Source organism: Bifidobacterium sp. B4142, from assembly GCF_026537325.1.
Classification (GTDB): Bacteria; Actinomycetota; Actinomycetes; order Actinomycetales; family Bifidobacteriaceae; genus Bombiscardovia.
The window spans coordinates 163,890-177,707 of the sequence record NZ_JAFNMJ010000001.1 but is presented as its reverse complement, the minus strand read 5'-3'; the positions used below and the strand labels follow the sequence as shown (position 1 = coordinate 177,707).

Genomic DNA, 13,818 nt, shown 5'->3' with positions numbered 1-13,818 from the left:
GAGCAGGTCCCTGAGGGGGGGGGGTCTCCTGGCACTTGCTGGTAAGACGAACCTGTCTTGCTCTCGGTACTGTGGCCGAGGGCACAGGAGCTCGCCCATGTCCACAGCCATCATCGCATGATGGGCTCTTTCAGCGTGGACCAACTTGGCCGGCCAGCCGTTCGTGACACCGCTTGGCGGCATCGGCCACCAGATGAAGATAGGCCTCGGCCAGATCCGGGTCCAGTCCGTAATCATCAGCCTTGCCTCGCAAGACCGCCACCTGGGCGGCCTCACGATGCAGATCCGCCGAAGCGAACCCCGCTCGGGCTTTAAGAAGCCCAATGCGACGCGTCACTCTGGACCGTTCAGCCAGCATGGCAATAATGGCAGCATCGATAGTGTCCACATCAGCACGCAGCTCTGCCACCTGGCGGGCGGCTTCGGCCTTGGCTCCCCCCTTCTGCGCCTGATCATCGATCACCGTTTCCACATTCGCTTCGCTCATAGGTCACCAGTCTAATCAAACGCTTCAGACGACCCAGCCGCTCCTCCTTTCGGAGACCGGCCTTGACTCGGCATGCGGATCACACAGGCTCCAGGGGGATGCTCATCCGCGCACGCCCACCGATGCAGGTGCCGAATGCGCGGCAGAGGAATTCCTTAACATATGAAGATGGCCGCACCCGCCGCCTCACGGCGCTTGTCAGTCTTTGTCGCAGCCTGATCGCCTGCAGGATCAACCGGTCGAACTGCAACCGCAATCCATGAGCCCACTCCAGCTAAGGCCGTCAGACAAAAAGCCGAAAATCACAGCAGACAGAATCCGAATGGGCCAAACCGTTGAAAGGTACCATTGCCTTGCATCACTGCATATACGCTGGGCCCCATCCGCGAAATGAGTCGCGGATGGGGCCCAGCGGGCGAATCAGTCATCAGGCCCGAGTCACTTCTGAGCCAGCATGGACTGGTTGATGGCTGCCAGGAAGTCTCGGTTGGTGGCGGTCTTCTTCAGTCTGGGCACCAGAGTCTGGTAGGCCTGCTCGGTCTCCATGCCACCCAGGAGACGACGCAGCCGGTAGACCACAGCCAGTTCCTCGGGCGCGGTGATCAGCTCTTCGCGCCGGGTGCCGGAGGCATTGATGTCGATGGCGGGGAACATGCGCTTGTCAGCCAGATCCCGGGTCAGCCTAAGCTCCATGTTGCCTGTGCCCTTGAACTCCTCGAAGATGACCTCGTCCATCTTGGATCCGGTCTCCACCAGGGCCGAAGAGATGATGGTCAAGGAGCCGCCGTTCTCGATGTTGCGGGCGGCGCCGAAGAAGCGCTTGGGCGGATAGAGGGCCTGCGCGTCCACGCCGCCGGAGAGGATGCGGCCGGAGGCGGGGGCCGAGATGTTGTAGGCGCGGGCCAGGCGGGTCATGGAATCCAGAAGGACCACCACATCCTGCCCCAGCTCCACCAGCCGTTTGGCCCGTTCGATGGCCAGCTCGGCCACGGTGGTGTGATCGCTGGCGGGGCGGTCGAAGGTGGAGGAGATGACCTCGCCCTGAACCGTGCGTTCCATGTCAGTGACCTCCTCGGGCCGCTCGTCCACCAGGACCACCATCAGGTGCACCTCTGGGTTGTTGGCGGTGATGGAGTTGGCGATGGACTGCAGGGTCAGGGTCTTGCCAGCCTTGGGAGGCGAAACTATCAGGCCGCGCTGGCCCTTGCCGATAGGGGCGACGATGTCGATCAGACGACCGGTGATGTTCTTGGGCTGGGTCTCCATCCGCATGCGCTCCTGCGGGTAGAGGGGGGTCAGCTTGTTGAAGTGAGGGCGCCCTGCAGCGTCCTCCACGCTCATGCCGTTGATGGAGTCGATGGCCTGCAGAGGAACGAACTTCTGCCGTTGGTTGCGATGCTCACCCTCGCGGGGGGGACGGATGGAGCCATGCACGGCATCGCCCTTGCGCAGGCCGTACTTCTTGACCTGGCCCATGGAGATGTAGACGTCGTTTGGGCCGGGCAGGTAGCCGGATGTGCGCACGAAGGCGTAGGAGTCCAGCACATCCACAATGCCCGCCACGGGGACCAGGTCCTCGGGCTTGAAGTTCTCCCTGGGCTCATAGTCACGATCCCGGCCGCTGCTGCGATGGTTGTTGCGGTTGCGACGGTCGTTGCGGTCGTTGCGATCGCCCCGGTTCCGGCGATCATAGCCGTTGTGACGGTAGTCATGCCCTTCCTCGCCGCGATCCTCGTAGCTGCGCCGACGAGGGCGGTCATTCCGTGAGGGCAGAGCTGCCAGAATGTCGTCCAAATTGCGCACTGAGCCGGAGCCTTCGCGCTCCTCGCCATGCTCACGCTCGCTCCGGCTGCGGTTGGTGTGAGAGCCTCGAGATGAATCCGTGTTGCGGTGACGGCGACGGGATATGACCACGTTCTCCTCATCGGCCACGGTATGGGGGAATCGGTTCCGGTGCTCGCTATTATGGCCGCTCTTATGATCGTCAATGCCCAAAACATCGAAGAGGTCTCCGACAGGACGACCGTCCTTGGATTCCTCGGATTCCCTGGTATCGGTGATCTCCTGTCCGCCTTCTGCGGCGGGCTTTGCCTCCTGCCCTGTCGGCTGCTGCTGATCAGCTGCCTGGCCCCCCTTAGCCACGGCGGCCGCAGCCTTGGGCTTACCAACGGTTACTCCCTCAGGGGCCTTGCCGCCCGAGCGTGCCGCCTCGATCGTCTCGATCAGGACCGGCTTGCGCATGCCGGAAATACCGCGCAACCCCAGCTGCCTGGCCAATTCCTTGAGTTCGGGCAGCTTCATGGAATGAATATCTTGGCTTGTTGCCACTGTTGTAATGCCTTTCCTTCGCTATGCCTAATTAGGCTAGGCAAATAGCTTGAGAATAGTGCGGGGGTACCGCTCATGAAAATTCGATGCCGACTCGGCTTATCGAACTTCCATAAGCCTACAACGTGCGGCCGACCGGCGCAAGAATCGGCCCGCGTGTCCAGAAATTCATGGGTAAGCCTCTAGACTGAGCATATGAATAACCGATCATCTCTGCGTGAGCAACGGCGGAGCGAATTCGTAACCACCGCCATGCGGGTCTTCGACCGGAAAGGCGCTGCAAACACCTCCCTGCGCGACGTAATCCGCGCCATGAACCACGGCAAGGGCGTGGGCATGAGCGTTTTTTATTACTACTTCAAATCCAAGGACGACCTGGTAGATGCCTGCGCACGCACCTACCTGGCCTCCTACGTGGACCATGTAGTCGACATTCTGCAGGACCCAGACTTGAGCGTTCAAGAGGCGCTGGACGACATTTGCCCGCATCTGATAAGGGCCATCTGGAAGATGGATGTCATCTTCGCGGACAAAGCCAACTGGTACAACTACCTGAGTACCAACAGCAATGTGATGGAGGGCTTCGTCAGGCAAATCATCGACCCCTTGACCAAGGCCCTGGACCGCTGGCTGGATCAGGGGGGCCTGCCGCAGACCCAGCTGATCCAAACAGCCGGCACCCGCAGTGTGGCCTGGCTGATGGCCGACGGGCTATCGTCCATCGTCAGCAATGGCAGAAGGGCGGCAGGTCACCCGCACATCAGAGAGGTGGTCCGCCAACGTGTCCGCGAGAGCGTGGCCTTCTTCTCGCAGCTGCTGGGCCTGCCCCTGAAGGCACCCGCCATTGCCCTGTCGTAAATGACAAAGCCCCCAACCATACGGTCGGAGGCTTAAAGGAAACGAAGGCCGAAGTCTGCCTACTTCTCCTCGTGGTAGGACTTCTCGGTGTTGACGTTCCAGACGTTGGTCTTGTCGGCACGCCCCGATCTGATGTTGGCCACGGCCTCCATGGATGTGGCCATGGAGTGGTCCTGGTTGTTGTAGTGGTGCTGCCCGTTGCGGCCCACGCAGTAAAGGTTGCCAAAGGAATCCAGCCACTTGACCAGCTCCGGCATCTGGGCGTAGGTGTCGAAGTAGGCCGGGTAGGCCTTGAAAACCCTCTCCCGGTGCGAGTCCAGCACGTCGGCGGATCCGTTGATGATGCCCATTCGCGTCAGCTCCTTGACGGCGAAGTCAGTGGTCTCCTGATCGCTCATGCTCCAGAAGTCATCACCCTCCTTGCAGAAGTACTCCAGGCCGATCCAGACAGTGCCGTCCACATTCTTGACCATGTAGGGACTCCAGTTGTTGAAGATCTGGATGCGGCCCATCTTGTAGCCGGGATCCTGCACGTAGATCCAGCAGTCGGGAACGATGGGCGGGTCGCCCAGGGTCTTGATGGAGGTGGTGTTGCGGATGCGCAGGTGACGGACCAGCAGGCCAACGGTCACGAAGTCGCGGTAGGGCAGGCCCTGAGCCACTCTGACCATCTCCTTGTCGGTGGACGGCTCCTCGTGGGCAATGGCCTCCACCAGGTCCTTGATGGGCATGGAGGAGATGATCTGGTCAGCCTGCAGGGTCACCTCCTTGCCATCAGCATTGCGATAGATCACACCAGTCATGTGGCCGTCTTGCTGAGTCAGTCCTATCACACGTGCATCGGTGATCACGTGGACTCCATGCTCCACATTGCGACGCTCCACGGTTTCCCAGAGTTGCCCTGGACCCAGCTTGGGGTACCAGAACTCCTCGATCAGGCTGGTCTCGACCTGGTGGGCATCGCGCTTCTTGGGCAGCAGCTTTTGGAAGGCGTTCTTGAGCACGCCCATGATGCTGAGCCCTTTGACCCGCTGGGCACCCCAGTCGGCGCTGATCTCGCGGGGGTGGCGGCCCCAAAGCTTTTCGGTGTAGCCCTCGAAGAACATGGAGTAAAGCTTGCGACCGAACCGGTTGATATAGAAGTTCTCCAGGTTGTCCTCTGGCAGCTTGTGGACGACGGACTTCAGGTAGCTGAATCCGGCCTGCATGGTCAGCTTGAAACCCATGGCCTTGAGGGTGTTTGCGGACAAGGAGATGGGATAGTCGAAGAAGTGGTGGTTCCAATAAATCCTGGAGACTCGGTGACGCTTGAGCATGACCCGGTCGGTCTTCTCCGGGTCGGGGCCGCCGGGCTCCAGGTCGTGGTGGCGGCCAAGTTTTTTATCGTCATAGGAGGGTGCGCCCTGCAGAGGCAGGACATCCTTCCACCAGTCCATAATCCGGTCATCCTTGGAGAAGAACCGATGGCCGCCGATGTCCATGCGGTTGCCGTTGTGTCGAACCGTGCGGGAGATGCCGCCAAAGGCGTTGGTGGCCTCCAGCACAGTGACGTCATAGCGCTCGTCGCCGCCGTCCTTGACCAGTTCCCATGCCGCTGTCAAGCCGGCGGGCCCTCCGCCGATGACGATCACGGACTGTTTGCGCTCCATGCCAACCTCCTGAAAACGGTATGAAATCATCACAACTGTACCTGGCTCGTCCCCAGTCAGAGACTTCCGAAGGACTTCCCACACGAATTCCCGCCATTGCGTGGAACAAACGTGATGATGCTCGCCCTAGCGCGTCGTTTAGCCCAGCGAATCGGGAATATCGATGTCTGTCTTCTGCACTTCCTCCACATTGACATCCTTGAAGGTGACGATGCGGACGTTCTTGACGAATCGGCTGGACCGGTAAACATCCCAGACCCAGGCATCGGTCAGCCGGACGTCAAAGTAGACGTCCTGCCCAGCAGATCGGACGTTGAAGTCCACCTTGTTGGCCAGGTAGAACCGCCGCTCGGTCTCGACCACGTAGGTGAACAGCTTGATCACGTCCCGATACTCGCGATACAAGGCGAGTTCGGCGTTGGTCTCGTAGTTGTCGAGATCCTCAGCACTCATCGACTGCCTCCATTCGCGCGATCACGGCCATGGCCAAGCGTACGCCACCAGGCGCGTTTGGATCGCTTGGTCTCAGCCGACCCATAGGCCCAGTCCGAGGCCGTGTGCTCCTCGTCGGACTGATCGGCAACGGATTCGTCGGAATCGGACTCCTTCCCCGCATCCTCAGCGCCCTTCCGACCGGGAACCTCCTTGTCATCATTCCTGCTATCGGGTTCTGCATGGCCTTGGGCAGATTGTTCTGAATGCGGGCCACTCTTCGGGGTCAGGTGGGTCCGGTCACCTGATACCTGCGAATCCTGAGCTGCCGGAGTAGACTCCTCGGACCCGCTTATGCCGCCATCCTCATCCGCAGCGTATCCATGTGCAACAAGGGCTTCGGCCACGCCAGGATTTTCACGGATGACATGCATGCCGAAAGCATTCAAAGAACGGATGGGATCATATTCGTCGACCAGGGCATCCATGACGATCTGATCCTGATACTTGCCGTTCTCGGCGTCCCAGAGGGCATCACGGGAGGTGCCCGAGATCATGAATCCCAGGGACTGGTAGACGGAGATGGAGCGCGTGTTTTTCTCTGGCACAGCCACCCAGATCCGATGCAGGCCCAGACCCATAGGAGCAGCCGCGTACCCGTAGGTCATGATTCTGGGCATGGCATCCCGGGAGTAACCGCGCCCGCGAAAGTGCCTGCCCAGGACCACCTGGATCCTGGCTGAGCGTGACCAGCCATCCACGTCGATCAGGAAGATCATGCCGATGACTCCCTTGGTGGCATCGGCATCTGGCGAGCCATCCTGGTCGGTGTCCGCATCAGTGACCATGGCCCAGGCCAGGGTGCGGCGGGACTCAGGATCTCCCACACCCGAATCACGGGCAGCCAGACCCTTGGACCAGGCTACTGACCTACGTACCCAGGCGTTGACCACGGCTCGCTCGGCACTTGGCCCCTTACCGGTAATGCCGGTGGAATTGTAGAAGGCCTCCAGTTGGTCCATTGCCGTCAAATCGGCGATGACAGCCGGCCGCAGGTGCAACATCTCGCCCCGAATGTAGGGGATCTCGATCCGGTCGGGTAGCTGTCTGCTCCCTATATCATCAGGTCCCTCGGTTTGCGTTTGCGGTCGGTCATTGCCCCTGCCGCTCATAGACATCACGTCACCTCCATGATCGCCACCTTGCGATGGCAATCAATTGTAATCCCTCGCCCCTGAGAAAACCATGAGAAGCCGGGCAGGTCCGCCGGTCTGAACCCGATGGAATCAGGTCGGCGGACCGGGCCTGATCAGGACTTAGCGATGCGCTCCATGACGATCTTGCTGACTGCCTTGGCATCGGCCTGACCTTTGGTGGCCCGCATGACCGCTCCGATAATAGCGCCCATGGGCTTCATATTGCCGCCCTTGAGCTTGGCCACGATGTCCGGGTTGTCCTTGAGGGCCTGATCGACGGCTGCGTCCAGGGCCCCGTCGTCCGAAACCACCTGATAACCATGCTTCTTGACGACCTCGGCGGGCTTGCCCTCGCCAGCCAACACGCCGGAGACGGTCTGCTTGGCCAGCTTGTCGTTGAGCTTGCCGTCAGCAATCAGCTGCTCCACATCAGCGACATCCTGAGCCGAGATGGGCAGCTCCTGCAGGCTGACCCCGCGGGCGTTGGCCTCGCGGGAAATCTCGCCCAGCCACCACTTGCGGGCTCCGGCAGCCGTGGCGCCGGCCTTGACCGTGTCCTCGATCAGATCCACGGCATCGGCGTTGACTGCGTCCTGCATCTGACGGTCGGTGAAGTCCCAATCCTTCTTGAGGCGGGCGCGACGTTCGCGCGGCATCTCAGGCATCTGGGCCTTGAGCTCCTCGATATGGTCCTTGGTCACATGGACCATGACCAGATCAGGGTCGGGGAAGTAGCGGTAATCGTTGGCATCGGTCTTGACCCGGCCGCCGGCAGTGGTCTGCGTGGACTCATCCCAGTGGCGGGTCTCCTGCAGCACCTCCCCACCGGACTCCAGCAGGGCGGCCTGACGGCGAATCTCGTAGGTCAGCGTCTTCTCGATGCCCTTGAAGGTGTTGACATTCTTGGTCTCCGACCGGGTTCCCAGAGAGGCATCCGGCCCGGCATGCAGGGAGACGTTGACATCGGCGCGCATGTTGCCCTGCTCCATACGAGCGTGGGAGATGCCCAAGGCCCGGACGATGTCTCTGATGGCCCGGACATAGGCCCCGGCCACCTCGGGAGTACGCGCCCCGGCACCTTCGATAGGCTTGGTCACAATCTCGACCAGGGGAACGCCGGCACGGTTGTAGTCCACCAGGGAGTGGTCGGCACCCTCGATGCGGCCGTCGGCCCCGCCCACGTGGGTGTTCTTGCCGGCATCGTCCTCCACATGGGCCCGCTCGATGGGCACACGGAAGATGCTGCCGTCGTCCAGCTCCACGTCCAGATAACCCTCGCCGTTCAGGGGCTTGTCATACTGGGAGATCTGATAGTCGCGGGGCATGTCCGGGTAGAAGTAGTTCTTCCTGGCGAACTGGCTCCACTCGTTGACCTTGCAGTGCAGGGCCAGGCCCAGCTTGACCGCATAGTCGATGGCGGTCTTGTTGACCACGGGCAGGCTGCCAGGCAGGCCCAGGGAGACCGGGGTCAGCTGGGTGTTGGGCTCGCCGCCGAACTCGATATGGGCCGGGCAGAAGAGCTTGGTGTTGGTGCAGAGCTCGACATGGACCTCCAGGCCGAACACCGGGTCGTACTTGGCCACGGCATCGGCGTACTTCATCAGTTTTTCAGCCATTGTGATTCCGTTTCCTTCCGATGCCTACTTGGTCGAATCCTGAGCCAGGCCATCCAGCCAGGGAGTGGACAGCTTCTTGGAGATGGGCCCGCCCCACTGCTCCTCCAGGGCCGCCTCAAGAGCGGCGGCAGGCCGGTACATGACCTCGTCGCGCATCTGGGGGGCAAAGAACTGGAAGCCGACAGGCAGCCCGTCGTCGCTGAGCCCGGCGGGAATCGACATGGCCGGAGTGCCGGCCAGGTTGGCCGGAATGGTGGCCACATCGTTCAGATACATAGCCAGCGGGTCGTCCATCTTCTCACCGAAACGGAAGGCCGTGGTCGGCGAAGTGGGCGATACCAGCACGTCGGCCTGTTCGAAAGCCTTCTCGAAGTCGCGGATGACCAGGGTGCGGACCTTCTGTGCCGAGCCGTACCAGGCGTCGTAGTAGCCGGCAGACAGGGCGTAGATGCCCAGGATGATCCTGCGCTTGACCTCGTCGCCGAACCCGGCTTCCCGGGTGGCAGCCATCATGTTGGCAGCCGTCTGGGGGACGCCTTCAGAGGGCATGACCCGCAGGCCGTAGCGCATGCCATCGTAACGGGCCAGGTTGGAGGAGACCTCGGAGGGCATGATGATGTAGTAGGCGGCCAGCGCGTAGGGGAAGTGCGGGCAAGAGACCTGGACCACCTCGGCGCCCATGGACTCCAGCAGCGAGACGGCCTCGTTGAAGCGGGCCTCGACGCCGAGCTGGTAACCCTCGCCGCCCAGCTCCTTGACCAGACCCACCTTGAGGCCCTTCAGATCGCGCTTCTGGCCCTGTCGAGCAGCCTGGGCCAGAGGGGGAACCGGCTTGGGAATGGAGGTGGAATCTCGGCGGTCATAGCCACCGATGACCTCCTGCAGCAGGGCCGCATCCAGCACTGACCGGGAGACTGGACCGATCTGATCCAGGGATGAGGCCATAGCGATGGCCCCGAACCGCGAGACGCCGCCATAGGTAGGTTTGACGCCCACAGTGCCGGTCAGGGATCCGGGCTGGCGAATGGACCCGCCGGTGTCGGTGCCCAGGGCCAGTGGAGCCTCGAAGGCGCCGACAGCCGAGGCCGAGCCGCCGCCCGAGCCGCCCGGAACCCGCTCGGTATCCCAAGGATTATGTGTGGGCTTGAAGGCCGAGTGCTCAGTGGAGGATCCCTGGGCGAACTCGTCCAGGTTGGTCTTACCCAGAATGGGCATCCCTGCGGCCTTGAGCTTCTTGATAACGGTAGCGTCGTAGGGCGGCACCCATCCCTCGAGAATCTTGGAAGCGGCCGTTGTGGGAATGCCCTTGGTGACGATCATGTCCTTGATGGCAATGGGAACGCCAGCCAGTTCCGGCAGCCCTTCGTCGCCTTCATGGGCCAGGCGCTGATCGAAGGCATCAGCCTGTTCCAGGGCCTGGTCGGCATTGACCTGCAGAAACGCATCAATGCTGGGCTCGGCAGCTTCAATCACGTCCAGATGAGCCTGAACCAGCTCACGGCTGGAGACCTGCCCCGACCGCAGCTGCGCGGCCATGTCGGAGGCGGATTGCTTGACCAATTCTTCCTGTGCGCTCATCTTCTCACTCCTCACCCAGAATGCGCGGGGCCACGAACATGCCCGACTCGGTGACCGGTGCCCCCGAAAGGGCAGCCTCCTGGGTCAGCGGTTCCTCAGCCTCATCGGGACGCAGGTAGGCCTCCAGAGGAATGGGATTGGCAGTGGGGGGCACGTCGTCGCCGGCCACCTCCTGAACCTTGGTAATGGAATCGGCGATCACGTTGAGTTCGCCCCTGAGGCGGTCGGCCTCCTGATCGGTCAAGGCAATCCGGGCCAAATCGCCCAAGTGCTTGATCTCTTCACGTGTAAAAGTTGGCATACCACTTATCATATGGGTGCTCTATGACACGCAGAAGGCAGGGTCAACCGATGTCTGCGCGCCTAAAGACCAGGGTTCCCAGAGCACAGCATAGGGCCGTCCAGACCATCATGATCAGGCCCGCCTGCCACCAGGTGGGCCACCATCCGCGACCAGCCTCCACCGCCTGTCCCAGACCACAAAGGAAAGTACTCAGCAGGCTGGTTGGGGTCAGTCTGAAAGGGATCTGCAGCCAGCCGGCATGAGAGTTCAAACCCTGCATGAGGCCCAGAATCAGTGGCAGGGCCAAAGTCAGCCCTAGGAACGTGCCAATCCCGCCGACCTTGGATCGGCTCAAGGCCCCCAGACCCAGGCCCATCAAAGCAAAGAGGATCAGCATGAGCGGACCGCCCAGCAAATCAATCAGAGCAAGCCCGGGCTTGTAAGCGGGCAAGACCCCCGATCTGCCTGGCAGAAGCAGGGTCGCCAGGATCCAGCTGAGCAGCAGGCCCACCTGTGCCGCCAACCATGTCAACAAGGCCAAGGCAAGACCTTTGGCCGTCAGGACCATGCCCCGACGAGGATTGGCCGTCAGCGTGCTCTCAATGGTGGCGTCGGAAAACTCGCGCGTAAGGACCAGAATCCCCAGAATGCCCGCCACGATCATGCCCGGAAACAGGCCGAAAGCGACGGCCGACCAGAAGACGTCACTGGACGCAGGCAACAGGTGAGCCGGAAGGCGATCGGTCTGCCAGCCCAGGCCAGCCATGGCCCGGGTCCCGCAGGCCATCAGACCGGTGCTCAACGGCTGCAACAGCATGACAATCAGAAGCAAGACCCAGGTCGATCGCAGGGAGAGCATCTTGCGCAGCTCCCCTCGAACCGCCCCGAAAAAGGTCAGCTGACCGCATGGACGACGTGAATCCAGGAAGGACAGCCCCGAGGTTCGACGCAGCCGAGTGAAAGCGGAGCCATGCCGTGGAGTTGCGTTATCAGGCCCTGAGGGTACCTCTCGCAAACTCCGGCGGAATCGACGGCCGCTGCCGGCGCTCATGGTCGTGCATCCCTTCTGCCGTGGATGATGTCCTTGTAGGCCTGTTCCAAGGAAACCTCCTCCGGCTGGAAATCGTAGAGAACTACTCTCTCCTGGGCCAGAATCGAAGCTGTCGAAGCCAGGGGCGCACCCTGGATGCGGAAGCGTGCGGCATCTGGCGGACAGCTCTCATCCGGCGGCAGACGGGTGATGCTGATTCCGGCGGCCGTGGCCAGGGCGGCCTTTAATTGGTCGGGCTGAGGCGTCACCGCATATATGGAGTCTCGGGAGTGCTCACCGATGAACCGGGCCACGGTCGTTCTCTCCAGGATCCTTCCCTTAGCGATGATGACCAGATCGTCGGCGATTTGAGCCACTTCGTTGATCTTACGGGAGCTTAGGAGGACTGCCCTGCCCTGTGAGGCGAGGCCACGCCACATTTCCCTCACCCGCTCGGTTCCCTCCGAAGCCAGGCCGTCAAGGAGCTCATCCAGAACCAGGTTGTGCGGGTCGCCCAGAAGGGCGGCGGCCAAAGCCAGCCGCTGACTCATTCCCAGAGAAAGGGACCCCGTCGGCCTGTCGGCGACCGATTGCAGGCCGACCATCTCAAGCACCTGGTCCACCCGACGGTGATCAATACCACTGATCGCGGCCAGGGCCAGCAGGTGGTCCCTGGCCTTGCAAGCGGGGTGGGCATTGCGTGGATTCAGTACCGCTCCCGCTGTCCGCATGGGCGATGAGAGCCGGACGAAGGGCCGACCATCGAACAGGGCCTTGCCTGCGTCAGGGCGAACCAGTCCCAGAGCAATGCGCAGTGTGGTCGACTTGCCAGCGCCTTTAGGCCCCACAAATCCGGTCACCCGACCGTCCCTAGCCGTGAAGGAGACGCGGTTCAGTGCCTTGCGGGAGCCAAAGCGCTTGGTCAGCGAGTCGACGACAATCATGGCAGAGGCCCCTGGTCTGACTGATCTGCCACCCTGGCATGCTGACGGATCCAGGAGTGCATGGCCACGGCAGCTGCAGCCCCGGCGTTGATGGAGCGCACCGATCCGAACTGGGAGATGTAGACCACATCGTCTGCCAGCTCCAAGGCCTTCTCGGACAGCCCCGGACCCTCAGCGCCGAACATGAGCAGGCAGCGACGGGGAAAGTGATAGGTCTCCATGGGGACAGCCCCGGGAACGTTGTCGATGGCGATCATACGGGGCACGGACTCCCCCCGCCCGGCCGCCTCTTCTTGCAGGGTGGCCGTCATGGTTGCTATGTCGGGGTCGTGGACCACATGCTGGTAGAGCTCGGTCATCAATGAGCCCTTGCGATTCCATTTGTGAGGACCGACTATATGGACGCGGCGAGCAGCGAAGGCGTTGGCGGTTCGGACCATGGAGCCGATATTGAAGTCGTGGGTCCAATTTTCCACAGCCACCTCGAAATCATGACGGCCTCGGCGATCCAGGTCGTCCCGAATGGCCTCGACCTTCCAATAGCGGTACCGGTCCAGGACGTTACGACGATCCCCCTGCTCCAGCAGTTCGAGGTCATAGCGCGGGTCCATCGGCATGGGCTGCTCAGGATGCTCTTCCTGCCAGGGACCGACCCCCACCTGCCGGAAAACCGGCTCATCTGAGGCCATGGCCGCTCGGGTCACTGGATTCGGTTCTCTCATGATCGCTCCGGAGAGTCGTCGGCCGCACCGACGAGTTGATCCTCCTGATAGGCACAGATGAAAGGCAGCCGCTGCCGGGAGCCGTTCACCGGATCGACCACCTGAATGCCGCCATCGGTCCGGCCGCCCACCAGCGAGGCGATAGCCAGCGTCTTGGCACCCTGACGCTGGATGATCCCGCAGTCAAGATTGAGTTCGTTGTTCTTGCCCAAGGTAACCAGTGACGAGGTCTGCACGTAGGATTTCCGGCCCAGCCAGGCATCCAGCAGGATAACCCGCCTGCCTTCGATGGATGGGCCCTTGATGGAGGGGTAGACGAAATCCATAACGAAGGCGTCCAGATCCTGCCCGCGCGAGGCCGCGGCATGAAGCATGGCATCAGCCAGCGGCACGGCAGCTGCTGTCAGAGCCCCAACCGCGTCGAAGTCGTCGACTGAATAACCCGCATCCTCCAAGGTGTCCAGAAGAACATGACCGGCAAGTTCAGCCCCACGATGATGAAAAGTGACCCCGCTCAGCTCAGTGAAGGGACGCCCGCCAATCTCCTGGGCCAGGAGTTCACGCAGCTGATCGACCGGCTCAGGCAGGTCCGCGTCGGATTCGCGCCCGACCAAATCAGGCGACCCAGTGGGCCTAAAGGATGAACCCTCTTGTCTTTTCGTTGCCTCGTTCATGCTTATCAGACTAGCGCCCGA

13 protein-coding genes are annotated in these 13,818 nt (G+C 61.7%); 1 reads left to right on the top strand and 12 read right to left on the bottom strand.

All coding sequences use genetic code 11. From position 1 onward, the window contains the following. Positions 1–130: 130 nt before the first annotated feature. Together J3U06_RS00735 and rho are read right to left on the bottom strand one after the other, a co-directional pair. Complete coding sequence (locus J3U06_RS00735) at positions 131–487, bottom strand: chorismate mutase (protein ID WP_267444028.1); 357 nt, start codon at positions 485–487, stop codon at positions 131–133. A gap of 438 nt (positions 488–925) precedes the next feature. Further along, positions 926–2,788: a transcription termination factor Rho gene (gene rho, locus J3U06_RS00730; protein ID WP_416378898.1), complete on the bottom strand. Its 1,863-nt coding sequence runs from the start codon at positions 2,786–2,788 to the stop codon at positions 926–928. A gap of 222 nt (positions 2,789–3,010) precedes the next feature. Here rho and J3U06_RS00725 point away from each other — a divergent pair, with 222 nt between their 5' ends. Further along, complete coding sequence (locus J3U06_RS00725; RefSeq protein ID WP_267399289.1) at positions 3,011–3,673, top strand: TetR/AcrR family transcriptional regulator; 663 nt, start codon at positions 3,011–3,013, stop codon at positions 3,671–3,673. A gap of 59 nt (positions 3,674–3,732) precedes the next feature. Here J3U06_RS00725 and J3U06_RS00720 read toward each other — a convergent pair whose 3' ends face one another. The 10 genes from J3U06_RS00720 to J3U06_RS00675 form a co-directional block, all read right to left on the bottom strand. After that, positions 3,733–5,322: an NAD(P)/FAD-dependent oxidoreductase gene (locus tag J3U06_RS00720; protein ID WP_267431069.1), complete on the bottom strand. Its 1,590-nt coding sequence runs from the start codon at positions 5,320–5,322 to the stop codon at positions 3,733–3,735. A 138-nt stretch (positions 5,323–5,460) separates the two neighbouring features. Next, positions 5,461–5,775 carry a DUF2469 domain-containing protein gene (locus J3U06_RS00715; protein ID WP_015022511.1) on the bottom strand — a complete coding sequence of 105 codons (315 nt, stop codon included), beginning with the start codon at positions 5,773–5,775 and terminating at the stop codon, positions 5,461–5,463. Beyond that, positions 5,772–6,818, bottom strand: coding sequence for a GNAT family N-acetyltransferase (locus J3U06_RS00710; protein WP_267444434.1), 1,047 nt, complete (start codon positions 6,816–6,818; stop codon positions 5,772–5,774). Before J3U06_RS00710 ends, J3U06_RS00715 begins: the two co-directional genes overlap by 4 nt. A 245-nt stretch (positions 6,819–7,063) precedes the next feature. Beyond that, a complete protein-coding gene (gatB, locus tag J3U06_RS00705) occupies positions 7,064–8,566 on the bottom strand; it encodes an Asp-tRNA(Asn)/Glu-tRNA(Gln) amidotransferase subunit GatB (RefSeq protein WP_267444027.1) in 1,503 nt (500 codons plus the stop codon). A gap of 24 nt (positions 8,567–8,590) precedes the next feature. Beyond that, a complete protein-coding gene (gene gatA, locus J3U06_RS00700) occupies positions 8,591–10,144 on the bottom strand; it encodes an Asp-tRNA(Asn)/Glu-tRNA(Gln) amidotransferase subunit GatA (protein ID WP_220236413.1) in 1,554 nt (517 codons plus the stop codon). Positions 10,145–10,148: 4 nt separating this feature from the next. Then, on the bottom strand, positions 10,149–10,445 hold the full coding sequence (gatC, locus tag J3U06_RS00695) for an Asp-tRNA(Asn)/Glu-tRNA(Gln) amidotransferase subunit GatC (protein ID WP_220236414.1): 297 nt from the start codon (positions 10,443–10,445) through the stop codon (positions 10,149–10,151). A 43-nt stretch (positions 10,446–10,488) separates the two neighbouring features. Further along, entirely contained in the window at positions 10,489–11,478 is a 990-nt protein-coding gene (locus J3U06_RS00690) for an ABC transporter permease subunit (protein WP_267444026.1), read from the bottom strand. Continuing rightward, complete coding sequence (locus J3U06_RS00685) at positions 11,475–12,401, bottom strand: ATP-binding cassette domain-containing protein (RefSeq protein WP_267444025.1); 927 nt, start codon at positions 12,399–12,401, stop codon at positions 11,475–11,477. The genes J3U06_RS00690 and J3U06_RS00685 overlap by 4 nt, the downstream gene beginning before the upstream one ends. Continuing rightward, entirely contained in the window at positions 12,398–13,123 is a 726-nt protein-coding gene (locus tag J3U06_RS00680; protein ID WP_220236417.1) for a TrmH family RNA methyltransferase, read from the bottom strand. Before J3U06_RS00680 ends, J3U06_RS00685 begins: the two co-directional genes overlap by 4 nt. Continuing rightward, a complete protein-coding gene (locus J3U06_RS00675; protein WP_267444024.1) occupies positions 13,120–13,797 on the bottom strand; it encodes an orotate phosphoribosyltransferase in 678 nt (225 codons plus the stop codon). The genes J3U06_RS00680 and J3U06_RS00675 overlap by 4 nt, the downstream gene beginning before the upstream one ends. Positions 13,798–13,818: the final 21 nt, after the last annotated feature.